20 protein-coding genes are annotated in these 24,507 nt (G+C 55.8%); 7 read left to right on the forward strand and 13 right to left on the reverse strand.

Annotated features, from left to right (window positions below):
- Positions 1 to 4 precede the first annotated feature (4 nt).
- On the forward strand, positions 5 to 835 hold the full coding sequence (locus ACR0AK_RS09640) for a peptidyl-prolyl cis-trans isomerase (protein WP_480793150.1): 831 nt from the start codon (positions 5 to 7) through the stop codon (positions 833 to 835).
- On the forward strand, positions 832 to 1,833 hold the full coding sequence (locus tag ACR0AK_RS09645; RefSeq protein WP_480793151.1) for a HupE/UreJ family protein: 1,002 nt from the start codon (positions 832 to 834) through the stop codon (positions 1,831 to 1,833). Before ACR0AK_RS09640 ends, ACR0AK_RS09645 begins: the two co-directional genes overlap by 4 nt.
- 12 nt (positions 1,834 to 1,845) lie before the next feature.
- Here ACR0AK_RS09645 and ACR0AK_RS09650 read toward each other — a convergent pair whose 3' ends face one another.
- Positions 1,846 to 4,950, reverse strand: coding sequence for an ATP-binding protein (locus ACR0AK_RS09650; protein ID WP_480793152.1), 3,105 nt, complete (start codon positions 4,948 to 4,950; stop codon positions 1,846 to 1,848).
- A 291-nt stretch (positions 4,951 to 5,241) separates the two neighbouring features.
- Here ACR0AK_RS09650 and ACR0AK_RS09655 point away from each other — a divergent pair, with 291 nt between their 5' ends.
- The gene (locus tag ACR0AK_RS09655) at positions 5,242 to 6,579 is read left to right on the forward strand and encodes a serine hydrolase domain-containing protein (RefSeq protein ID WP_480793153.1); all 1,338 of its coding nucleotides are present in this window, start codon (positions 5,242 to 5,244) and stop codon (positions 6,577 to 6,579) included.
- 29 nt (positions 6,580 to 6,608) lie between these two features.
- On the opposite strand, the gene ACR0AK_RS09660 is transcribed toward ACR0AK_RS09655, so the two are convergent.
- The 3 genes from ACR0AK_RS09660 to ACR0AK_RS09670 form a co-directional block, all read right to left on the reverse strand.
- Positions 6,609 to 7,388, reverse strand: coding sequence for a COG3904 family protein (locus ACR0AK_RS09660; protein ID WP_170558145.1), 780 nt, complete (start codon positions 7,386 to 7,388; stop codon positions 6,609 to 6,611).
- A complete protein-coding gene (locus ACR0AK_RS09665; RefSeq protein WP_480793154.1) occupies positions 7,388 to 8,668 on the reverse strand; it encodes a hypothetical protein in 1,281 nt (426 codons plus the stop codon). The genes ACR0AK_RS09660 and ACR0AK_RS09665 overlap by 1 nt, the downstream gene beginning before the upstream one ends.
- A 131-nt stretch (positions 8,669 to 8,799) precedes the next feature.
- Positions 8,800 to 9,468 (reverse strand): TetR/AcrR family transcriptional regulator, encoded by a 669-nt coding sequence (locus ACR0AK_RS09670; protein WP_170558149.1) that lies wholly within the window; start codon positions 9,466 to 9,468, stop codon positions 8,800 to 8,802.
- Positions 9,469 to 9,536: 68 nt separating this feature from the next.
- Here ACR0AK_RS09670 and ACR0AK_RS09675 point away from each other — a divergent pair, with 68 nt between their 5' ends.
- The 4 genes from ACR0AK_RS09675 to ACR0AK_RS09690 are packed head-to-tail and all read left to right on the forward strand — an operon-like array spanning position 9,537 to position 13,502.
- Positions 9,537 to 10,892: a flavin-containing monooxygenase gene (locus ACR0AK_RS09675; RefSeq protein WP_480793155.1), complete on the forward strand. Its 1,356-nt coding sequence runs from the start codon at positions 9,537 to 9,539 to the stop codon at positions 10,890 to 10,892.
- Positions 10,889 to 11,803 (forward strand): bile acid:sodium symporter family protein, encoded by a 915-nt coding sequence (locus ACR0AK_RS09680; protein ID WP_480793156.1) that lies wholly within the window; start codon positions 10,889 to 10,891, stop codon positions 11,801 to 11,803. The genes ACR0AK_RS09675 and ACR0AK_RS09680 overlap by 4 nt, the downstream gene beginning before the upstream one ends.
- Positions 11,788 to 12,726: an SDR family oxidoreductase gene (locus ACR0AK_RS09685; RefSeq protein ID WP_170558155.1), complete on the forward strand. Its 939-nt coding sequence runs from the start codon at positions 11,788 to 11,790 to the stop codon at positions 12,724 to 12,726. Before ACR0AK_RS09680 ends, ACR0AK_RS09685 begins: the two co-directional genes overlap by 16 nt.
- Positions 12,723 to 13,502, forward strand: a complete 780-nt coding sequence (locus ACR0AK_RS09690) for an SDR family NAD(P)-dependent oxidoreductase (RefSeq protein WP_480793157.1) — start codon at positions 12,723 to 12,725, stop codon at positions 13,500 to 13,502. The genes ACR0AK_RS09685 and ACR0AK_RS09690 overlap by 4 nt, the downstream gene beginning before the upstream one ends.
- A gap of 4 nt (positions 13,503 to 13,506) precedes the next feature.
- Here ACR0AK_RS09690 and ACR0AK_RS09695 read toward each other — a convergent pair whose 3' ends face one another.
- From ACR0AK_RS09695 to ACR0AK_RS09735, 9 genes are all read right to left on the reverse strand, one after another.
- Positions 13,507 to 15,711 (reverse strand): hybrid sensor histidine kinase/response regulator, encoded by a 2,205-nt coding sequence (locus ACR0AK_RS09695; protein ID WP_480793158.1) that lies wholly within the window; start codon positions 15,709 to 15,711, stop codon positions 13,507 to 13,509.
- A 3-nt stretch (positions 15,712 to 15,714) separates the two neighbouring features.
- Complete coding sequence (locus ACR0AK_RS09700) at positions 15,715 to 16,884, reverse strand: FIST N-terminal domain-containing protein (protein WP_480793159.1); 1,170 nt, start codon at positions 16,882 to 16,884, stop codon at positions 15,715 to 15,717.
- 50 nt (positions 16,885 to 16,934) lie between these two features.
- Positions 16,935 to 17,612, reverse strand: a complete 678-nt coding sequence (locus tag ACR0AK_RS09705; RefSeq protein WP_480793160.1) for a response regulator — start codon at positions 17,610 to 17,612, stop codon at positions 16,935 to 16,937.
- A 102-nt stretch (positions 17,613 to 17,714) separates the two neighbouring features.
- Entirely contained in the window at positions 17,715 to 18,179 is a 465-nt protein-coding gene (locus ACR0AK_RS09710; protein ID WP_480793161.1) for a putative molybdenum carrier protein, read from the reverse strand.
- Between the two features lie 31 nt (positions 18,180 to 18,210).
- Positions 18,211 to 18,645 carry a hypothetical protein gene (locus ACR0AK_RS09715; RefSeq protein ID WP_480793162.1) on the reverse strand — a complete coding sequence of 145 codons (435 nt, stop codon included), beginning with the start codon at positions 18,643 to 18,645 and terminating at the stop codon, positions 18,211 to 18,213.
- Positions 18,635 to 20,707: a glycosyltransferase gene (locus ACR0AK_RS09720; protein ID WP_480793163.1), complete on the reverse strand. Its 2,073-nt coding sequence runs from the start codon at positions 20,705 to 20,707 to the stop codon at positions 18,635 to 18,637. Before ACR0AK_RS09720 ends, ACR0AK_RS09715 begins: the two co-directional genes overlap by 11 nt.
- Positions 20,704 to 21,786, reverse strand: coding sequence for a glycosyltransferase (locus ACR0AK_RS09725; RefSeq protein ID WP_480793164.1), 1,083 nt, complete (start codon positions 21,784 to 21,786; stop codon positions 20,704 to 20,706). The genes ACR0AK_RS09720 and ACR0AK_RS09725 overlap by 4 nt, the downstream gene beginning before the upstream one ends.
- Positions 21,787 to 21,791: 5 nt before the next feature.
- On the reverse strand, positions 21,792 to 22,112 hold the full coding sequence (locus ACR0AK_RS09730; protein ID WP_170558173.1) for a hypothetical protein: 321 nt from the start codon (positions 22,110 to 22,112) through the stop codon (positions 21,792 to 21,794).
- A gap of 76 nt (positions 22,113 to 22,188) precedes the next feature.
- A complete protein-coding gene (locus ACR0AK_RS09735) occupies positions 22,189 to 24,357 on the reverse strand; it encodes a hypothetical protein (RefSeq protein ID WP_480793165.1) in 2,169 nt (722 codons plus the stop codon).
- Positions 24,358 to 24,507 lie beyond the last annotated feature (150 nt).

Here is a 24,507-nt window from a genome sequence, read left to right on the forward strand (position 1 = left end):
GCGCATGCGAATTCTAAGAGAGCCTTTGTTTCACTTTATTCTGATCGGGGTGGCTATTTTTGGCTGGTTTGCGTGGGTTTCACCCCAAGAGGAAATTATCGAAATTACCGACACGATCACAATCGATAGTGATGATGTGGCCCTATTGGAAAGCCGCTTCCAAACCAGCTGGAACCGCCCGCCGACGGAAGACGAACTGAAGGCCCTGGTCGATGCAACCGTCCGAGAGGAAGTGCTGGTGCGCGAAGCACGCAAGCTGGGTCTGGATCAGGGGGATCAGGTCATCCGTGCACGCCTGGCGCAAAAAATGGATTTTCTGACCGAGGCAATCGCGGCTTCAGTCGAACCCGAGCCCCAGGTTTTGCAGTCCTTTCTGGAGGAAAATCCCGAACGTTTCACCACCCCACAAAAGATCGCTTTTGATCAGGTCTATCTCGGCGAGAACGCCGGATCCGAGGCCATCGAAATTGCAATCGACGCTGCAAACACCAGTCAGGACTGGAGCGAAATCGGATGGACAACCTTGCTTCCAAAGTCGATGCCACTGACGACGCTGCGCGTGGTGGATGCAAACTTTGGCGCAGGATTTTCATCCGCTCTGGATGATTTGGAACCGGGCAACTGGTCCGGCCCGGTTCAATCCGCATATGGTATCCACATCGTTCGTGTGACGGAAACTCAAGAACCGGTTTTGCCAAATCTCGAAGAGATCCGGGACGCCGTTGTACTGGAATGGCGGCGTGAGGCAGGCTCGGAACTGGCACAGGCGCAATATGAAAATCTGGCTTCGAATTATCGGGTCGAAACTCCCGGCATGGACACGGCAGCCGAATGAAGCGGCTCTCTTTCCTTTTGCTCTCCGGCTGGCTGATGCTCGCGGCACAAACAGGATATGGGCACGCTCTTGACCCCGGTTATCTGGACCTGCGGCAATTGACGACCAACACATGGCAGGTCCTGTGGCGCAAACCCGATGTGAACGGCCGCCCCATGGATATCGATGCCGTTTTGCCCGCCCAATGCACCCAACGTCGAGGACTGGATCCACAGTCTGACGGCACGGCATGGATTGCGACCTGGGTCGTGGATTGCGAGGACGGTATTGCCGGGCAAACCATAGCCATTGATGGATTGGAGCAGCAGCGCAATGACGTTCTGCTGCGCATCCAGCCCATCTCGTCCGAACCATCGACTTTTCGTTTTACACCCGACACCCCTGTTCTGACTATTCCCGAGCAGCCATCGACGTGGTCGGTTCTGACCAGCTATTTCCGTCTTGGTTTCGAACACATTCTGGAGGGCTGGGATCACCTTCTGTTTGTCTTTGCTTTATTCGTGCTGGTGCGCGACCCGTGGCGGTTAGTTGGGGCAGTCACGGCCTTTACCGTTGCACATTCGATCACGCTGGCGCTTGCAACGTTGGGTGTTCTGAATGTGCCCGGCCCTCCGGTCGAAGCCGTGATCGCTTTGTCGATCGTGTTCCTTGCGCTGGAAATCCTCAATCGAAAAGACGGAAAGCTGCGCTTGTCCGAACAATACCCTTGGATCGTCTGTTTTTGCTTTGGGCTGCTGCACGGGCTGGGTTTTGCCGGCGCGCTGGCCGATATCGGAGTTCCAACCGACGATATCATCGCAGCGCTACTTGCCTTCAACGTCGGTGTCGAGGCTGGTCAACTTCTGTTCATTGCCGCCCTGTCGGCCCTGATCTTTGCCTCCCGCCTTGTGCTGCCAGCCTTGTTCCAGAAAGCCGGAGCGGTCGCCACACCTGTCACCGGATACGCCATCGGGTGCGTGTCGATGTACTGGTTGGTTGAACGTGTCAGCGGGTTTTGATTGGCACCACCGTTATTTCGCGGCCTCTTGCTGCTGTAAACGCGTTTCAACCCGATCCGTTTCGACCTGTGCCCAGCCTTCGTTTAACAAACTCTGGTGTTGGCGCGCCTCGCCCAACACCTGCTGCGCGCCTTTAGGATCACCGGCTTTCAATGTCAGCTCAGCGATAAGAGTCAAAAGGAATGGTTTGTAGTTCCCTGCGCCGCTGTTCCACCAGGCTTCCGCCGCCTGACGCATTGCGCTGATGTTGCCAAGTGTCGGCGCGTCATACGCAATCGCCCAACTGCGCCACAGTTTGGCGGTGATCGTCATGAAGGCAAACGAGTGTTTCTCGGACACCTCTTCAAGCTGCAGCACCGACTTCAAAACATGATCCGGTTCACGACGCAAAACGTGCAGCATACACAAATAGGTCAGTGCTTGGGCGATACTGTGGGCGTGCTTAAGCCCTTTGGCTGCATCGACGGCCTTTCGCTGAATATCAACGGCTCGGTCAGGTTCGCCTTTCAACCACAGAGCCATGCTTAAGAAACAAGATGTTATAGCCGCGTGGTCAGATCCGTAGACATAAGCAAGCTGCGCGTGCACATCTGGACGGTAGAGGTCCAGAGCCCTCTCCAGGTGTTTATGCGCAGCCTCAAGATCACCGATATGCAGCAAGACGGCCCCCATCGCACGATGGGCGATCATGACATGATGCGCCTCGTCAGACTGATCTGCCAGGTCGAGGATTTGCCGGGCGGCGTCCTTTGCCAAATCGTACTCGGCGCGCACCAGATGGAATGAGTAAAGGCCGTTCAGAACAGGAAAAAGGTTCTCGGTTTCATCCAGCCGATTGCATAGTTTTCGAATCCGGGCGTAAACAGCGCCCGTTTCATTGGCGGCAATCCCGGCTGTTGAGCGGGTCACCCCTGCGCGCAGCACCTGAATCTCGACCTCTTTGCGGTCGCGTTCATCGGTGCTTTCCAACGTGTGCAACTGCTGGATCGCATATCCCAATTGGGTCACCGCTTCGACGTTCGCGGATCGCTCGGCCGCGCGTTTACCTGCAAGATGCCATTGTTCGATGGCCTCACGGGGCATTGTCGCCATTGTGTAGTGGTGCGCCAGGACTTCCGGGCCAGCGTCGGCTTGACTACGCTTTCCATGGTGCAACGCCTCTGCCACACGGGCATGCAACCCACGGCGTTCGCTTTTCAGAAGGCTGTTATAGGCCGTGTCGCGAATAAGGGCGTGACGGTAGATAAATGTCTCTTCCGCCTTGTCTCGCGTCACAGTGACAATGCCCGCGTCCACAAGCAGATCCAGACCAGCGCGCAGCGGCTTTTCTCCAAATCCCGACACACCGGCGATCAACTGATAGGTGAAATGTGGGCCGATCACGGAACCGATTTGTGCGATTTCCTTGGCCGAACTCAAACGGTCCAAACGTGCCATCAACGCATCCTGCAACGTACTGGGTACCAAAGGCGCAGGACCAGGGGCGTCGTCCAAGCTAAACGCATTCGATCCATCGGCCAATTGACCAGACTCCAGCAGGTCTTTTGTGACTTCTTCGATGTAAAGCGGAACGCCATTCGTCCGGCCCGCGATTACCCCGAACATCTCGGGTGGAATCGGTTTTCCTCCGGCCACCTCATGAACAATTTCGCGTACCTGCACGAAATCCAACTGCTTGAGAGGGACATGCGTAACATTCGGCTGGGCAGTCCAATTCGGGTCAAAGCCTGTACGGTATGTCATGACGATCAGAACAGGGGCTTCCTGAAGCCTGTCCACAATCCGGTCGAGCAGAGTTTTCGTCGTCGGGTCAATCCAATGCGCATCTTCGATGAGGCACAAGACCGGCTTTCGCCCCGCCTGGGCAATAAGCTGATCGATCAACATGTCCAAAGTCTGATCCATGACTTGCTGGGACGTCAGATCAAGGGGACCCAACTGGTTTTCGAATGGAATGGACAAAAGCCCTGCTGCCAGCTTCAGGCTGTGGTCGGGCGGATCCATCAGATGTGTGGCGATCTTTTTTAGCCGGTCGCTGTCTGAATCATCGGCACGCAGATCCGCTGCGTTTTCCAACTGGCGGATCACTGGGTAAAACGCGCTTGTTTCGTGATACGGAGAACACTGTAACCGCATTTGCACAGCCTCCGCCTTGGACACACTCAATCGAAGCTCTTCGATCAAACGGGATTTGCCGATACCCGCTTCGCCGGAAACCAAAGCAATCTGCCCCTGCCCAGCGCGGGCCAAAGCCCATTTGCCGCGAAGGGTATCGAATTCTACATCGCGACCAATCAAAGGGCTCAACGCGGTGCTGTCAGCCGTCATGAACCGGCTGATCGTCTTGCGCGTTCCGGTGACCTGCCAGGCCTCAACCTCTTTCGCGAAGCCCTTAAGCTTGAACGCGCCGCGCAGAACATAATTAAATGTATCACCTGCCAATTGGTGCGTGGTCGGCGCGATAATCAGAGTGCCAGGATCGGCCATGGCCTGAAGGCGCGCCGCCAGGTTAGGTGTTTCGCCCATTGCGGTGCCGTCCTCGAACATGTTCTCGCCGCGCAAGTCACCGACAACCACCAACCCCGTCGCAATCCCGATCCGCACTTCAAGCTGTGCGTGGGTCTGGATTTTCGGCATTTCCTGAACAATCCTAAGACCCGCACGTATCGCGCGTTCGGGGTCGTCCTCATGCGCATGCGGAAAACCGAAAAAAACCATAATGCCGTCGCCGTAGTAACTTGCGATATGGCCATCGAACGCGGCCACGGCCGTCGCGCAGGTTTCCTTGAAAAGGCGCAGAACCTCGGCCAGATCCTCGGGATCCAGGCGCTGAGCGATCTCGGTCGACCCGACAAGATCAATGAACATGACGGTCAACTGCCGCCGCTCGGCGACGATTGTAGGGCTTAGTGTTGCATGCAAAGAAGGTACGCTGGCGCCGCTTTGTTCGCGAACGGCTTTTGCGAACCGTCGTCGTGGCCCAAGAGGCAGGCCAATTTCAACAAGATCGTCTTCGGTCAGCTCAGGCAAATCACCCACCACTATTTCATGGCGGGCGAAGGCGTCGGCGTATTTTGACAGGCCGTGTTTTTCCAGCCAGATCTCGATTTCAGACATGCATTCGCTTCATTTGCGCTATTCCAAAACAGGGGACTTTCAGGCGAACCTTCCCTGATCTGGCCCATTGTACCGGAAGTGGTGAATAAATGCAGCTTCATCAACGGGCAAAACCGTATCAATGACGACCCCAAATCTCTGGTCAAGTAATAGGAAAAGAGCGGGTTGAAAGGTGCAATTGGCCGGAACCTACGCGACGGAAGGGTGGTAACCAAAGGCGTTACGCACTTAACTCGGACGAAATCCGGGGAGAAACGGGAGGGGACCGGGATAACCGGTTCAGATAATCGAGTGATCATCAAAGGACTGAAAATCGTCGCAGGCGCGCTTGCTCTGGGTGTCATCGCAATCGTGGGCTATCTGCTGATCGCCCCGCCGGACCTTTTGAAGGTTGGGACAAACTATTCGGCCAAGATTGTCTGCTCCAACGCCTTTATTGCCGAGCGTGATCCGGATGAGGTTCTTACCGTCGACGTGCAGGCACCGGGGCATCCGTTGCTCAAGCAAATTTCAATCGATGTAGACACCGAAGCTCAAACCGTGACGGCACGGATTTTCCGGTTCTTTGCCCCCGCGACCTCGCAATATCGCGAGGGGCTTGGCTGCACCAATATCCATGACGCGACCCTCAGCACCGCGACCTTGACCACAATCGAGCCCTTGCCTACTGGTCTCTGGCCTGTCGGCAACGAAGTTCAGTTGTCGCAAAATCCGGAAATCGCGCGCATCCTGGCGGATGATACTTTGCTTGGGGAAGGATACCGCGCCGTGGTTGTCGTGCGGAACGGACGTATCATTGGCGAAACCTTCGCCGACGGCTTCAATGAAAACACACCCTTGCTTGGGTGGTCGATGACCAAAACGGTCACCGCGGGCCTGATCGGCACTCTGATCAATGCCGGCCAGATGTCGCTGGCGGATACACTGACCGAAAGTTATCCGGGCTGGGCACAGGACGGGCGCAAAGACATCACCGTCAAGGACATGCTGGCCATGTCCAGCGGTCTGCAATGGAATGAGGAATATGGCGACGTCTCGGACGTTACAAAGATGCTGTATCTCAATGATGATATGGCAAATTTTGTCTCGGGCCGCCCAGCGGAAAGTGAGATTGGAGCAGATTTCAATTACTCTTCGGGGACGACAACAGCGCTGTCGCGCGTATGGCAGGATAAGCTGACCGATGGTGGTCTGACCTACCCACAAGAGGCGCTGTTCGAACCATTGGGTATGACATCTGTCGTACTTGAGACCGACGCAGCGGACACATTTGTCGGGTCCAGCTATATGTATGCTACTGCCCGCGACTGGGCGCGTTTTGGCCAACTGCTGTTGCAGAAAGGCAAATGGAACGAACAACAAATCCTGCCAGAGGGTTTTACGGACTGGATGTTTGAACCGGTTGCCGCGTCTGACGGGATGTATGCCAAAGGTCACCTCTGGCTGGATTCTCCGGGTGGGTTGCCGCCCTATGAGGATGCCGTCTGGCTACAAGGGCATGACGGGCAGTTTATCGGCGTGTTTCCATCTCAGGACATGGTCGTTGTACGGTTGGGTTTGACACCGTCCCGACATGGCTACTCTTCGCTGCCACTGGCCAAAGAACTGATCGCCGCTTTGCAGAATTGACCAGAAGCCCCCCCATTCGGACCTTCTGATCATTCCAGAATTTGCGTTGCGATGCGAGTGCTTGTAAGCTCTTCCTCTACCAGCGCATAGATCTGATCCGGCGGCGTATTCAGTGAATACAACATCAAAGAAGGGTCGATACCCATGTCGATCAAGTACTGCATTGTCTCGCCTTGCCCCTTCTGGATGCTTTCCACCGCAAATACCACGGGGATCAGGCGCGGTTGGTCGTAATAGTGTTGATGTAGCCCGACGATGCCCTGCAGCGACACGATACGCTCGACTCCACCGGCCAGAATATACGGGCAGGCGGACATACAGACCGCGCCTGACAGAACCGCTGATGACAACCCGGCCTCGCGTATCCGGTCACCGATCATCAAAGCCTCAGACACTTTACCTCCCGGGCTGTGCAGCGCGATCAGGTCCGGCTGTTCCGACATATCGGTCAGAAAGGTTTCGAACCGTTCAGCATCGCCGATTTCGATCTGACCGCTAACCAGCAGTACCCGCCCCAAATCATCGACGTTCTTTTCGGTGAATTCCAACCGTGTTGGAAAGTTCTGAGGCACCGGCACATCCAGAGGCAGGTCCTGTGGCAACAACGTCGGATCGGTGCGATCAGTACGATATTGGCGCCGCTGGTCGCCTGGCGATATAGGACCCGTTGGTAATTCAACCCTGGGCGTGAACGGGTTTGACACGACCTCAGCCACATCTGACAGGATCAAGACACATGCGATCACCAACTGGAAAACCAGCACATACCGCAAGCCTCTACGCACATCAATTCGGGACAGGAAGCCCATCACTTATCGTCTTTTTTTGGCGTAGCACGGTCCAGAATTGCGGCATCAGCCACGCCCATCGTCGCCTCCACATCCTTCATCGCATTCATGGCTGCGCGCAGGTCAGACAGCGTTAACGTATCCTCAATGCTCATGCCGTCTTTACCGCTCCGGATGGCGGCTTGGGTGATTGCCAGTACGAACACAAGAACAGCAGGCAGCAGGTCGATGGCAATGGCTCCGGCCCAGGATGGCACAAAGTTGTGGGCATACTTAATCACCGCATCCGCGCTGGAAATTGGGTTATAGGCGGTTTCAATTGGCGGTTCGATCTCAAGAACCTCTTCCGCCGCGGTCCGAAGGGTCTTGCCGCGCTGGTCAAGGGCGTTCAGGACTGAGTTGATTGTCGATGACTGGGCGTCGCGTACCTCGGAACTGCGCCCGTCCAGTTCGGGCAGCACGACCGAAGAGGGCAGATCACCGGCCGCGCGCGCAACTAACGGTGCGACGTTATACTGGTTCAGACGCGAAATAACTCCGGCCAACTTTACGCTTTCCTCAGAGAACTGCACGGACCGGCGATCCACCGGCCCCGGAGCGACCGTGAGCTCACGCATCCTGGCCAGGACTTCGTTACCTTGCTGGAACGCGTCTTCGATCAGCGGTTGTTGATTGGCGATCTGCTCTTCCAAATTGCGCAGTTCTTCGGCCTTTTGGGTCAAGACCCTAAACACGGCACCACGTCCCGCAGTGCCGGACAGATCACCTGATTGCTCCTGCTCGGCTAGTTCTTCAAAGCTTTGGCGAGCACGCTCGACTTCGCGTCCCAGCGCCTGACCGCTGAGCGCAATGTCGTGCGCCTGCTCAAGCGCAGCCTGGTAGTCACGCACAGTGTTTTCCAGATGCTGTTCAACAGCTGCAGCACCGGCCAGCGCCGCAGCGTTGAGCCAACTGGACATGGCGATGATCGCAACGGATCCAACAATTGTTGAGATCGTGAGGCCAATGAACCCACTGGCCGTTCGCATCGACGGCAGTAAGCGCAGCATATAGCTCCAAAATACAAAAATGCCGACGGATACAGCGATCGAATAAGCGACGGCTGCAAAGAACGTTACTGCGCCATTGTCTTCCAGCAGCGATGAAACGCCAAGATAAGTATAGATTCCCGAAGCAATTGCCAAAACACCCAGCGCGGCAGGCGTGAATGTGTCTAACCATACCAGATGAGCCTCAAGCTCTTTGGCCGTTCGAAGCCCCCTCGCCTCCTCAGCTGTCAGGCGGTCTCGTTTTTCTGTCATGTCACCCCACGCTCCAAATCGTTAATCTTGGTTAATCACTAGATAATAACGCATGGGGCAATTTGATATGGTGCGGTGCGTAACATCAAGCTGAGCAGATGGTACGGGGCCTTTTTGCATCGCCTTGGGGCTTACTCGTGTGCCTTCAAAACACCGGTAAGCCCACCATGACAGAACTGCAGCAGATTCTGGATTGCGCTGTCGGCGTCTCGTTCTTCACCGGGTTGGGAAAGTGCAGTTATCCGCCACTCCGAAGTGCACAATGCCAACATTGCAGATACAGAAAAAACCAAGGCCCCTGCAACGTGCGCCGGATCGGAGTTGGGGTATCGGTTGCACAGTTTTTGAACAACCAGCGAGGCGACTGGATCAAAATGGGTTTTGGCCAATGCATGCCAGCGCGCATCAGCTGACACGATCGCCACGATACGCGCATATGCAAGCCATTGTGGATCATTGCCGAATGCGCGGGTCAACAGCGGCCGCATGAAGGCCGACATCAGGTCCGCCGCATCCCAATCGCCGCGCTCCTCCAACCGTTCGATGGCCTCGCGACGCTCTTGTGACAATTCGCTGGCTCGACGCGCGACGATCCGTTCAAACAGCTCGTCTTTAGGGCCACCGTGGAAGTTCACGTTCGCCTTTTGAACCTGCGCCCGCGCGGCGATATCGCGAATCGATGCCCCTTCGAATCCCTGCTCTGCAAAGACCAGTTCCGCAGCGTCAAGAATACGCTCCCGTGCGGCTACAGATCGTTGCGATGGTGCTCTTTTTCGTTCTTTTACAGCGTGTTGTGCCATTTCAAAAACCAGTTTGCCTTATTTCGAACGATCGTTCAAGATAAATAGTGTCGCAGGAGGAGAGACGCATGCAACAGGTGCAAGTGAGAGCGGGCCAGCCGGTTACGGCAAAGGCCCGTCCGGAGGAGCGTTTCGCTCTGATCGGAGCCGGGCCCATGGGGCTGGCGATGGCAAAGACACTTGTCGAGCAGGGAGTGCCATTTCAAGGATTTGAACTGGCCGATGACGTGGGTGGTCTGTGGAACATCGATGCCCCTCGGTCTACGATGTATGAGACCGCCCACCTCATCTCTTCCAAGAAGATGACCGAATTCGCCGACTTTCCCATGGCTGAGGAAACGGCGGAATACCCATCACATCGCGAGCTAAAGACATATTTCCACGATTTCGCGACCGCGTTTGACCTATACCGACATTTTCAGTTTGGCGCCGAAGTTCTAAGCACCACGCCGCTGGACGAAGGCGGTTGGCAGGTGAAGTGGCGTGACAAAGCAGGCACCGAACATAGTCAGGTTTTTGCCGGCGTCCTGATCGCCAATGGCACCTTGTCCGAGCCCAACCTGCCCAAGTTTGAGGGCGAATTCACAGGCGAGTTCATCCACGCCTCGGACTACCGCTATCCGACCCTGTTTACCGGCAAAAGGGTTCTGGTTGTCGGGGCTGGGAACTCGGGCTGTGACATTGCTGTTGACGCCATTCACCATGGGCAATCCTGCGATATCTCGATGCGCAGAGGTTATTACTTTGTGCCCAAATACGTGTTCGGCGTCCCTGCTGACACGATGGGGGGCAAAATCAAGTTGCCCATGTGGCTGAAACGCAAAGTAGACGGTGCGATCCTGAAATGGTTTGTAGGCGACCCGCAGAAATATGGGTTTCCCAAACCAGACTACGCCCTTTACGAATCTCATCCCGTGGTCAATTCGCTGATCTTGTTTCATGCCGGGCACGGCGATCTGAAAGTTCGGCCAGATATCGATCGATTTGACGGCAAGACAGTTCACTTCCGTGATAGTACCAGTGCTGAATATGACATGGTCCTTGCAGCAACAGGGTACAAGCTCCACTACCCGTTCATCGACAGGACGCATTTGAACTGGCAGGGTGACGCCCCGCACCTGTACCTTAACTGCATGCATCCGACCCGCGATGACCTGTTCGTCCTGGGAATGATCGAAGCGTCCGGCCTGGGATGGCAAGGGCGGCATGAGCAGGCCGAGATGGTCGCGCGATATATCGCAGGGCTTAAGACCGGAAACTCCGCCGCAAAGGCAATCCGGGCAGCCAAGTCCGAAAAATTCGAGCGGGCGACTGGGGGCATGAACTATATCGATCTGCCCCGGATGGCCTACTACGTCGACAAGGCGACCTATCGCGGCGAAGTCACCGGCCAGATCGCGGCGTTGAAGGCGGCCCAATCATGAACGGGATAGACGACGTCGCGCTGAACTTTGACGCAGGCAATCTGAGGCTGCTGAACGCAATATTGGCCGTCGTGATGTTCTCGATCGCGCTGGATCTTCGGGTGGATGACTTCCGCCGTATCCTGCGCGGGCCGAAACCGCTGCTTGTCGGGCTGGCGTCTCAGTTCCTGGTGCTGCCTGCCCTAACCTTTCTGATGCTGCTGGTGGTCAATCCGTTACCTTCGGTCGCGATGGGGCTGATCCTTGTTGCGGCCTGCCCCGGTGGGAACATCTCGAACTTCATGACACATCGTGCGGGCGGGAACGTGGCGCTTTCGGTGTCGATGACCGCATTTGCAACCGTGGGCGCGATCATCATCACGCCTGCAAACATTGCACTGTGGGGGAACCTTTACGCCCCAACACGGGAAATCCTGCAAAGGACCGAGATCGACCCGGTTGCAGTGGCCATTACAGTAGGCTTCATGCTGATCCTGCCCCTTATCCTTGGGATGCTGGTCAATGCGCATTTCACAGCCATCGCAGATAAAATTCGCCGCCCAATGCAATGGCTTTCGATGGCGATCTTCATCGCATTTATCGTCGTAGCGCTCGCCGCGAACTGGGTGAATTTCCAACGTTTTGCTACGGCGATTATCGGGATCGTGATCCTGCATAATGCGCTGGCATTTTTGGGTGGATACCTGACTGCAACAGCCGCCAACCTGTCGGAGCGCGACCGTAGATCTGTCACAATCGAAACAGGAATTCAAAACTCGGGCCTTGGCCTCATCCTGATATTCGCCTTTTTTGGCGGGCTTGGCGGAATGGCAGTTGCCGCGGCGCTTTGGGGCATCTGGCACGCAATCTCGGGGCTGGCGTTGGCCGCCTTTTTCGCAAGACGAGAGGTACCCGAATGCGCCACATCCTGATCACCGGAGCTGCGGGCGCGGTGGGCACTGCCCTGCTGCAACGACTGGGCAACCGCGACGACGTCACAATCACTGCAACAGATATTCAAGAACCCGCCGACCTGCCGAAAAATGCAAGATTCGTCAGGATGGACGTCACGGGCAACGCGCCACTCAACGTCATTCTGGCTGAAGAACCTGACACCATCGTGCATCTGGCTTCCATCGTGACCCCCGACCCATCATCGACCAGAGAGCATGAATATCAGGTCGACGTCGAAGGAACCCGTAATGTCCTGAATGCCGCGATCGCCGCAGGGGTCAAGCGTCTGGTCGTTACTTCATCAGGTGCAGCCTACGGATATCATGCCGATAACCCGGTTCCCCTGTGTGAAACGGATTCGATACGTGGCAATCAGGAATTCGCCTATTCGTGGCACAAGCGGCTGGTCGAAGAAATGCTGGCCGATACCAGACAGGTCGAGCCCGACCTCGAACAGGTTGTTCTGCGTGTGGGAACTGTGCTGGGGTCAAAGGTTGAAAATCAGATAACGGCCCTGTTTCACAAACCCCGTCTGCTGGGGCTGAAAGGATCCGACAGCCCGTTTGTGTTTATCTGGGACGAAGATTTAGCCGATATCTTGGTTAGTGCGGCGACTGACGGGCCTGCCGGAATTTTTAATGTTGCCGGCGACGGCGCGCTGACCATCTCACAGATCGCATCAAAGATGGGCAAACCGGTGCGTTGGCTGTCTCCGGCGGTGGTCAGGGCCGCTCTGGCCATTGCCCGCCCGCTGCGCCTGTCGCGTTATGGCCCGGAACAAGTGCGTTTTCTTCTGTATCGCCCTGTACTGAACAATGCCGCGCTGAAAGGCGAATTCGGCTATCACCCCAAATTCACAAGTGCCGAGGCGTTCAATCGCTGGTGGGAGGCTGCCCAATGAAACCAACTGCTGTCATTACAGGAGGAGCCGGAGGACTGGGCCGTGCATTGTCTGCTGCGCTAAGAGCCGACGGTTGGCATACCGCATTGATTGATTTACCCGGGCAAGAGCTTGACGCACTTGCCAATCTGGATGACGTCAGCACCTATGCTTGTGATCTGACCAACCCGGACCAGTGCAAAGACACTTGCGCCCGGATCATTGCGGCCAGAGCCTCGGTTGATCTTGTGATCTACAATGCAGGTGTCTCGCAGATTTCCGCGTTTTCGGACAGCGATATGCGCTCGCATCGAAACTTGTTCGAAATCAACTACTTCGCTGCAGTTGGTTGTACGCAGCATTTTCTGGACGCGGTCAGGAAAGCCAAGGGTACGCACCTTGCGATCTCTTCCGTCGCGGGTTTTGCACCGCTCATCCATCGAACCGCCTATGCAGCCAGCAAACACGCGATGGAGGGGTTCTTTAAGTCCCTCCGTGCCGAAGAAACCGCACACGGGGTGCGCGTTGCTATCGCCGCGCCGTCCTTTGTGGCGACCAATATCGGGCGACCCGAAGCTGCGTGCGATGAATTCGTTCGCCCCGGTTCAGCCTCGGATGGCATCGACTACATGGAACCGGAAGCCGCGGCACAAGTGATCTTGCAAGGCTATCAACGGCAAAAGGACTATATTCCGGTCGGGCGGATCGCACGGATCGCCAGTCTGCTGAACCGTCTGGCACCAAAGTTCTATTTCCGTCAGATGATGCGGACAGTAGGCCAAGGACGAACGCACTGAGCTGTCAACTGACCAACGCCTCCAGCACCGATTTGAGCCTCTGCGCATCAATTGGCTTGTGTAGCAAAGGATAGCACGCTTTCTTACAAGCGCTCGCCAGTTCGGTCGAACGATCGGCCGAAATGATGCAGCCGGGCAATGGCCCGAATTCGCGCGTCAGATCGGCAATAGCGTCGGTCCCGGTCTTACCTCCGTACAGTTGATAATCGGCAACAATGACATCGGGCAGAATTCCAATCTCGTGAAGCAGGTTTGCGGCCTCATCCTGGCTGGCCGCTTCCAGCACCTGAACGCCCCATGCCTCCATCGTCATGCACAGCGCGCCGCGCAGGTTGTCATCATTTTCAATCAGCAAGGCAACCGTCCTGTGCAGAACGTTCGAACGCGGTGGCGCTGACGGCGCGCCACCATTCATCGCGCCACTCGCCTGCCCCACTGATGGAACCGTGATTGAGAATACGGTTCCGCGCCCAGGCTCGGACTGAAGACCAATCGGATGCCTCAACAACCCACAAGCACGTTCCACAATGGCAAGACCCAAACCCATCCCTTCGGCGGCGCTGGCGTCTGAATGAAGTCGTTTGAATTCCTGGAAAACAACGTCTTTTTGGTCAGAGTCGATACCTATGCCAGTATCCCAAACCTGGATTGAGATGCTCGCGCCCTTTCGCCTGACACCGACCAGAACTTTGCCTGTTTCCGTATACCGGATCGCATTGGACAACAGGTTCTGTAAAATGCGCCGCAGGTAACTGGCATCACTTCTGACCACCGCGCTGGTGTCGACAAATCGCAAACCAAGCCCCTTAGCCTGTGCGACCGGCCCAAAGGCGTCTTCCATCTGGGAAAAAAGCTCACCAACTGAGACCGAGGATAGGTGAACCGATGCACGTCCGGAATCCAGTTTTGATATGTCCAGTAGCGCTTCAAGGATGTGTTCGACACTATTGAGCGCACTCTCGGCTTTTGCCGCAACCGCACGTGCATCCGCAGCATCCAATTCACCGCCCAACGTCGAGACGTAGAGTTTTGCAGCCGACAGTGGTTGCAATAGATCGTGACTGGCCGCCGCGACAAAGCGGGATTTGGAAGCGTTCGCGCGCTCTGCTTCGTTCAGCGCATCCGCAAGCTCCATTGTCCGAGATGCGACGCGCTGTTCCAGCAGTTCCTTTGCTTCGACAAGGGCTTGCGCGGATTTTCTGTCTTCCGTCACATCAGTAAAAGAAATCACGAATCCCCGATCAGGCATCTCCTGCGCGAAGACCGACAAAATCTTGACGCGACCACTATGCATTTGAAATTGCAATGGCGGGCGCTCGGTCGAGCGGTTTACCCAGGCAAGCAGATCGGCGTCGCTCACTCCGCCTTCAAAGTTGATGGTTGTGCTTAAACGGTGAAACAACGACTGGAACTGTGCCCCCATTTGGAATTGTGCGTTGGGAATGGCCAGCAGTTCGCTGGCGCGATTGTTCCATCCAACCAGACGCAGCTGACTGTCAAAAATACAAACACCCTGATCGATATGTTCCAGTGTCGCGCGGATCAGGCGGGCTTTGTCATCGAGGATACGATCCCTTTCCTGACGTTCGACCCGCATAATGTCGGTCACATCCGTTTGCAGGATAACGGTGCCACCATCCGGCGTGCGGTGCTCGGACACCTGCATCCATCGGTTGCCGCTCAGGCGGATGTTAAAGACCACGTGATCTTCGGCATGGCGAGCAATGCGCCGCCGCACCCAATCTTTCGGAGAAAGCACTCCGGGCAGAGACAAGAACTTGGACTGGCTGACCAATTCGACATAATCGGTGAACCGCAACCCAGGCGCCAGTTTGGCCTGAATGTCGGGCATGTGCAGACCAAAGCGGCTATTACACAGCACCATCTCCTCATCTCTGTTGAACAGTGCAAACCCTTCCTGAACTGCCTCGATCGCATTGGCGAGGTTTGCACGGGCAGCCTCGGTTTCTTGATTGGCCTGCGCCAAACGGGCGTTCGAATCGTTGAGAAGATCCAACGCGCGCTCAAGGTCATCTGTCCGGGCCCGCACTTCCTGTTCCAACATGGCCGCCCGCTGAAACTGAGCATAAGCCGCGCCCGAGGCATCGGTGGATTCCTCAACCCGCCGCATCAACGCCGCGACAATCTTCAGCAGCTTTTCGTTCTGCCGATCAAGCGGATCATTGGGGTCGGTCAGAGATTCGATCATCGCCTACCCGTCTTCCGGAGGATAAATCGCAACGCCAGTCAGCGTCTGGTTCACGTGGATCGAGTTGAACTGCTCGCCATAAGTCGAAAACCCTACGACGTGGTTCTCGGAAAGCAGACGCGAAATCTCGCCCGTCTTTTGCTTTTCCTGCGCCTCCAGTCGGCGCAGGATGCAATCGCAGGCAAGGATCGTGTCCGGCCGGTCGGTCTGCGTCAGCGTTGCGATTTCTTCGGCAAGATGCACGGCCATGTCCCGAGGTTCCGCCAAAGTAAGAACCAGCCCTTCATCAATCGCCGAAAAGAACACAAGGTCGCCGTTGCCCGCGACCCGCTGAATGGCTCGCACGTGATGCTGGCCGCCAATCTGCACAACCAGTGGATGGGCTGCAAACGTAAAAGTCGTTAACTGCTCTGGGTCTTTACCAAGCAGACGCGCATATTCGCGCGCGGCAGGCTCGGCGTTGATTTCCTGAACGATACGGCTGGCTGGATCGGCCTTGGTGACAACCATGCGCCGCGCCGTCGGCACTAGATGATCCGTCTTGAATACTTTGATCGGACAACGTGTACGAACCTGCGTCAGAACTGCTGCGTTCTGCATGGCCTGACCGTCCTTCAACACATAGGTCGCCCCGAACCGGGTTCCGTCCCCCGCAGACCCGCCGAACAAAGGCACCGGCCCCAGCCCAATGGCCAACTCCGATGTCAGCACATCTTCTTTGGTCGACAATCCGTCGATCAACAGGAAAGAAAACTCGTGTTTCCAGTCCGGTGCATACGCGGCCATATCGTTTCGGTTCCGGATCATCCGGTCGATGATGTCCTGCGCCGAAAAATCACCCAGGTCGGGTACCAAAAGAGTCCGCACCTCGAAATGCGAAGACGGAAATCCGATGGCAACGATCTGATCTTCGCCATAGCCGCAATCTGCCAACTCACCGGCCGTGGTGCATCCGATAACGGGCGTCGGCGCAAAAGCATCTGTCGCCTCAGAGATAACCTCCGCCGCATCTGCGCCGGGGCTTACGAACAGAACGATCAAAGACAGAAGTTCATCGCCCAGAGAGCTGGCGAGTTTTTTGATCGCCCGATCTGTGTCGCGATGTACAAAGCCCGTTTTGACGATACCTGGCGCACGGGCAGCAGCTGACGTCCACCCGACTGCTTGGTTCATCGTGCCCTCCTCCCTAAAGCGCGACATCCCCTAAGATATGATGCGTGGGCTTACTCTTGCAAGACACTGGCAAGAGAAGCATTCTTGGCAAGCAGGACAGCCTGCGTGCGACTTTGGACGCCAAGTTTGCGCATGATCGCAGTCACATGTGCCTTGACCGTAGTTTCGGCTATGGACAGATCAAATGCAATTTGCTTGTTCAACTTACCCTCGCAGATAAGCTGCAGAATACGCGATTGCTGATTGGTCAAAGTGGCAAGACGATTGGCGGCCTCACTATGTTCGCTGTCGCCTTCGTCCTCAATAAGTGTGAAACCATCTGGTACGAAAACATCCCCGGAATGAACAGTCTCAAACGCTGTCCGAAACACGTCACGCTGGCTGTGCTTTGGCACATAGCCTGAGGCACCCGCATGGATCACCTGACTAATCACGCGGTTCTCAGCGATGGACGACACAACTATGATCGGCGCATCGATCGCCGCTTTGACGCGCATCAAGCCTTCAAGCCCGTCCACATCCGGGAGATTTAGATCCAGCACCACTGCATCGGGTCTCAAGCCGTCAGAGATTAAAGCAATCGCATTTTCCAGCCTGTCCGCGGTATGGATTTCCCCAATACGGGCTACAGTTTGCAGTGTCATCGACAACGCATCGCAGAACAACGGGTGGTCGTCGACGATTAGAACCGTGTCAAAATCAATCTGTCCGGCGGTTTTTGCAAACATGAGACTTGGCCTTCACAATCAATATACCCCAACCCTAACAACCGATACGTGTCGCGCCTACTGGCGAAACGTCGTATGTCCGGAACCCACGCTTCGCTACGACTAAGAGCCTTCAGGCAATATCGATTGACGTAAGACCGCTGTCACCTTGGTTCCAATTTCGGGGGCTTCGCTTTGTCGGGGGCCAGCTATGTTCAAAACCGCATTGGGCCGCGCCATGAGCCAACGCCTCACTTGGCGCGCGCAAGATTCACACCCCTGCCGCAGATCAACGATCAGGCAAGGCTTTCCGATTTCTTTCGCAAAATCAATGGCCAACTGCGTGCCAGGGCTAGGCGATCCGTCGGCGAACACAAGCAATGCATCGCTTGACAAAACGTTCCGCTTTGTGCGCTCTGCAACATCTTTGGACTGCGTTTCGGTAAGCCCGGTGTAGCGGTCGGGAATGCGACCTGCCTCGTTCAGGCGGCCTTTCGGAACCCAACCGCCATAGGGAATGTCGTTTTCCAATGCGAACTGAAAAGCCGCCAGATCAACACCCGTTTGTCCACCAGTAACGATTTTCACAAGGCGTTCCTTGTCTATTGTCGGCGTCTTACTAGCCCAAAAGACCGATCTCATGCCCGTCGATGATAATCGCCAGATCCCAGTATTTTCTGAGTTCTTCCTCGGCGTCCTGCGCCGCCGTAGATTCTTCCGGAATACGTTCAACCCGAAAGCCGAAACGTTCAAGGCCGCAATAGTCGACGCGGCTGAGAATGACCGGATACACGTCTCGCTCCATCGCTGCGGCGGCCAAAAGCCTTGCGATACGGTAAGGCGTTTCTGGCGGCTCGTGCACCCGAACGCCAATATGCACCGGTCCACCAGGTTCGCGGTCCCATAGCATAAGCGAGGGCGTCAGTCGCATTTTCGGGAAGACAACTTTGCCAAGCGGCTTGGCGTCTCGTTTCTCATTGATCAGATCGTCCAGGGGCTCGGGTCGGTTTGGCGAAGCTCGGCTGAGGATCTCGAACCATTGATCACTGGTCATACATAGCCCCCAATTCTGTTAACAATTCAGCGGCCTTGACCGCCCCTGGTTCAGGTAATTCGAAACTATTCAGTGCGGATCGGTAAAATTCAGTGCCGTCATGATCCAGACAGTCTGAGACCGTCCGCTCGAGCTTCATGAATTCCTTTTCGGTAATGACGGCGCACAGGTCACGCTCGGCCATGGCAATGGCGCGCCGTTCCTGATCATCCAGATAGGGGGCGGATTGGGGAATGAATATCGCCGGGATGCGATGGTACAGCATCTCTAGGACCGAGTTGTATCCCGCCGCAGAAATGACCACGTCAGCGGCAAGGCAGAGCTTGGTCGCCTCTAATGTTTGAACCACGCGGGTGTTTTTCCAACCGAATGTTGCGGGCTGAACCGTACTGCCGGGCCACGTCACAACCAGATGCAAACAGTCAGGACGGGCCTCGAGCATACCCGAGATCGCCTGCAATTGCGCGGACCTGTCAGAGGCGACTCCGCCGCCCAACATGCTGACGACCAGTTGCCGGAAGTCGCGTCCGAAACGTTTAGCCAACCGAGCTCTGAGTTTTTCTTTTTCTGCAGCGGACTGTTCCACCTGACGAACGATTGGCCCGACATAATGGACATGGTCACCATAGCTGTAAGCGTCGTTTAACTCGTCAAAAGCCTCAGAAGGCACAATGACCCGGTCAAAGACTCCTTCGCGGCGCAGCATGGTTTGCCTTGACCGTCCTTCAGGCCACAACCCGCGCCGGATCCATGCAGCCAGCAGGTTGCGTTCCCGGATCACCCGATAAACGGAATCGAATACGTAACCGCCGTCAAAAACCAGCGTGTCGTTTTCGTTCAGCACCGCGCCAAGGCGCCGATACGTCACTACATCATTGCCATCAGAATTTGTTTTTGTATCAGCGCGCTGAACCAGTGGAACACAGTTGATACCTTCGCGACGAACAAGCGGGACGCAACTGGGAAAGGCCGCGAACATTTTTGACATCGTGTCCGGCATTTCCCGGGCGATGATGCTGCACCGCTGTGCATGCCCAAGCCCCACTCCATTTGTCGGAAAAAACAGGGTTTTGGCTTTATCCTGTTCAGCCTGACGCTGCCTCGGATTCAGTCCGGCAGCCTTTTCCAAACGAGAAATATCAACGGTGTGCAACCACTGCGATTTCGAAGCTTGTTCGACAATTTGCGGCACGTTTCCGATCACATTACCGATCAGATAACCATCCAAGGCGAACGGTGTCTTTGGACCAAGCAATGCAGGTGCGCCCGATGACATCAGAACCTCATCGTCGGTACAGTCGATGGCGACACCGCCGGCTGCAATCAGTTCGACCGCAAAAGCCGCCATTCGAACGCCGGCAATTCCGTGCCCGAACATCGCCAGAATATCTGTCGAATTCGCCAAGGTCAGCGGCGACAGGCCGGTATAAAGATACGTCGGCAAATCGTGAAATGGCGACGCCTTTATCGCCTCATTCTGAGCGCCGCTAACGATGAGTTTCAGGTTATAGCCACCCTGGCTACTCATCCGGGAGAAGCAGGACAGCGTTTCGGGGTTGTCCAACTCCATCGAACCCAGAACAACCGTCACGTTCGGCAAAACTCGATTTGGTCGCCGAGATGCGGGCCGAATATCCGCCACCAAAGGGCTGGAGGTCGATGGCAGCACCGGCCGCGGCTGAAAATCCGTAAGGTCAATCACTTGCGCCTCGCGCCCAAGCGCATAGGCCAGCCGGGCTTTGGCTGCGATATAACTTTGCTGGGTCGCAAAACGACCAGTTGCAACAACCGGGACACTCGGATCGAGCTGCTTGTTCCGCAGAGAGGCTAACAGAAAATCGTCGATCTCTTCGGCACCCAGTACGAATACAGACTGCGCCTTGTGCTCGCCTGGATCAACGAGAAATTTGGCGGCCTCGTAGATCCTTCCACGCCCAGCATCTTCCGGCAGATAGTCGGCATCAATGCACACACTAAAGCCACGTGCTGCAAGTTGCTCGGCAAGGATCAACTGCGTGTCAAAGGACCTCAACGAGCGTGTACCCACTTCTACATAGATCATGCATTCACCCCGCTGTCGGCGGAAATTATGCCTGACAGCATCGCTTTGAAATTCCCTGCAGAGTAGTTTTCCAGCGCCGATTGCGATCTTACCACCTGGTCATGATACTTCTGCGGCTGGGCGATCAGATCGGCAATGATTGTGTCCACCTGAGATGGCTGGCAGGTCAGTACAGCATTTCCAAACGTGGCACCTGTATCGGGGTTGGTCAAAACAACCTTACCCGCTGCCACCGCCTCGGCCACAACGCGACCAAAGCTCTCCTGCCAGGTCGGCGCCGTAAAATATACAAAAAAGTCAATCATTCCAAAGAACTCTTGCACAGTTATGGCATCAAAGGGAAGCAAGGTCCAATGCGCACGAAGAACACGAGCATTTAACAAAGCATCTGCACCAAGGATTACGTTGCTCTGAGAATGGCTTGGAAAACAACTGTCCAGATCAGCGATAACAGGGAACTTCTCGAACCCGGGCCGCGAATGCCGCCCGCGCCGGTCCTGTGGTATTTCACACGGAGCACTCATCTCGGTCTGGCAAATGTTGAACCAATCCGATCCCAAAACGTCCCACTGCCGTGCTATGCGGGACGTGGTCAACCAGTCAACGACGCCTTTGCGGTTGTACGGCGAAATCGGCGCAAGCGTTTTCTTAAGCGCAATTGTCGAGACCTCGATCTGGTTCAGGCAATTTGCAACGTCAAACCCCTCTGCGCCGCCGGGACGCAGAAAATTCTCATGCGTGATCACGTAAAGCTCTCGTGCAACGATCCTTGTGCCAAGCGTGTCCTGAAACTTCAAAAAAGACGGATTGTGCAAAAATACGAAATCCGCGCTGATCCGGGGGGCGTCCCAAATGATTGGAATGTTCAACTCGTCCAACACCCGCCGTAATACTGGCGAGACGTGCTGATTGGCACCAAAAGTTCTGGACGTGATCGCATGCACGACCACTTGCCCGAATTCTGCCGCTACCGGCAACTCGGCAGCCACCGCTGCAGATGTCCCGCCAGAAAATCGCGGCTCGATGACATAGGCGATCGTAGGTGTGTCTGATCGCCCGAAGGCGCGCACTTCCGACATCCCGCTCAGTGTTGCAACGAGGCGGCGAATGCGCTGTCGGCCGAACGGTTCTCGCCGCTGGCCGGTGCGCTGGCGGCATAGCTGAAGTCCACATCACCAACAGACGCGACCTCGTGAAAGCTCCGCAGCTCCAGCGATAGTTCATCTTCGCCGCTCAAAAGCTCGGGGTTTTTGTCGAGGTAGGCGTACAGTGCCTGAATGTCATTGGTAGACAGCATTTGGTCGATGACCAGCAGATGCTCAAGTGTGATTTCGGCACGCACGTTTTGGGATGTCGATAAAAATAGCAGAGCAGTTACGATGCCGATAAGTCGTCTATCCGTCATTTTGGATACCCCGTCGGAAATAATTAACAGTACACAAAATTGAATCAGTCCTTCTTAGTATAACTCAAAAATACAGTTATTGGGTCGTGGCTTTCTTAAGTTTGCTCAGCACCTGACTTTTCAGGCGATTGACACGGTTCGGAGTCTGAGCCCTGACCGTTTTACGTGTGGTGGTCGGCTTGGCCGCTGCAACACCCGAGCCTTCTCCGGCCAGCCATAACTCTATGATCCCACTCGGGGTTTTGACGTCAGCCCCGGTGAAATCCCGAAGCTGTGCACCGGAGTCTCTGGCAAGGGCGGCCGCTCTTTCCTCGTCCTGCTTGTGATAGAAGCGCACGTTCGACTTGGTGATCCCAAAGCCTACACGCGCCTGCCCGCTAAGCTCATGCCCTGTCGACGTCAGGTTGCCTACAACAGAATCAACAACGCTTTGGGGCACATTGGTTGGTGAATAGATCCGAAACGCCACCACCGTATTTTCCGGGGCGGGCTCTGGTTGCGGGGGCGTAACAGCGTCATCCAGCAAAGATGTTCGCTGGATAGGCTGCGACGGCTCAGATGTCTCTTGCGGCAGGGGCACCAATGACACTTCGATCTCCAACGGCGCCGGTGCTTGTGGCGCAGCCGGTGTTTCCAGCGAGTCTAGTGTTCCGGAAAGCCTCGGCATCTGCAATGCGGACGATAACCCGGACGGGGTCGGCGTTACTAATGATTCCGGCACGTCAGGCAGTTTCGGCGCAACTGGCAGCGCCGCCAATTCCACAGGCGCCGGTTGCGGTTCGGACGGCGAAGGCTGGGGGACAAGGTCTAATGCAACCGTGTTCGTCTCTGGCGCACTGGGCTCAACCAACACACGTGCTTCCGACGGCTCTTCGATTTCAAGCGAGACCACGACTTCAGGCAGAGAAAGGTCCGTACCAGTTGCTTGACCTATCTGCCCCCCCTGTTCCGGTAGATAAGCACGAACGGACTGCGGCACTGTCCGAAGGACGTCCAATTGCACTTGCGACGCCGAATACTCCAATGCCGCAGGCTGGATCGGAACCACCGGCGGACGCATTGTTGTCGGGGATGCTATTGCCGCAACCGTTGCACTTTCCAGAAATTCTTCGGGTTCTGCCGCAGTCACGGTCGTTTCAAGCAATGCGACAGACGTACTGAAAATCTCGGGCGTGGATTGAAACCGTACGAAACCCAGATTCACCTCTTCCCGCGGTCGATAGCTCAGCAGCGATATCGGCAATGGCGGCTGGATAAGTGTGGGTACAAACGACCGAACACTTGGAGCCAAGCCAGACAGTTCTGACCCGACGCCGCCCGACGGGTCGGGCGGTTCCGAGAAGGGCAGCGACAGCGATGCAACATCCTCCGGCAAGGTTGTGTCACCGTCAGGCGAAAATGATTCAGATGACGTATCGAACACAGTCGTCGAGTTTGCAGCCGCATCCGTCGCGCCGTTTGCTACATCAGGGGACGTCGCTGGACGATCAGACAGTTCCGTTTCCGGTTGCGTGATCGCGCTTGTCGCCAATGCTTCCTGGTCTACCAGCCCTGCAGTTTCGGTTGGTCCAGATGCGCTCAATCCAGACAGGATGAGAAATACCGAAGAAGATGCAGCCACACCGATGCCGCATCCCGCCGCGACCAGACCCAAACGCATCTTGCGACGAGAACGTTTCTGGTCTTCCATCCTTTCAAGAAGGTTCTTGCGCAAACGATCTGCCACCTCACCTTCGGACAGCTTTAGGCTAGGTTCCGAGGTGATCAGATCTTCTGGGACATTGTCGGAATGCAGGCCCGGCACGGGCTCGGTATTTGGCGGAGCAGCGTTTGCTGCACCTTGTTCATCACTTGTGACGTTTCCGGTCTGGGGGGTGTCATTGTTGATAGATTGGCGTGCAACACCGCCTGCGGCGGCACTTTTGGCCGACTCACCAGGCTGGAGAGGCTTGGATGCTTGGCTCGGATTAGCGGCAGTTCCAGGTTGCCGCGCCGCCGTATTCGGGACATTTTCCGGTTGCGCGCCAGAGGTTGATTGCGCTGCTTTACTACGATCCGGGGCAGACGGCTGCGCGGCACCACCGTTTGCCTTGTCTGTCGGTGGGTTGCTTTCTTGCTGTTTTCGAGCGTTTTCAAGCACCTCCTGCCATTCAGGAGATTGCACAAAGTCATAAATACCCGACACTTTGTTAGCGTCTTTGTTGGCAACTTTAGGGCGAGCTTTTGGATCGCTGGCCTTTGTCATCAATACCCCCGAACTGGCCGCCGGAACATGCTCTATGCTGTTGCAACACGGGCAAACCAAATACACTCGTGAACACTAAAAAATTCAAAAAAATCTATGAGTCAGTATAAAAAATTGACCACTGGAAGACAAGTAATCCGGTGTTCGAAG

This window comes from Ruegeria sp. BI12 (assembly GCF_056537985.1).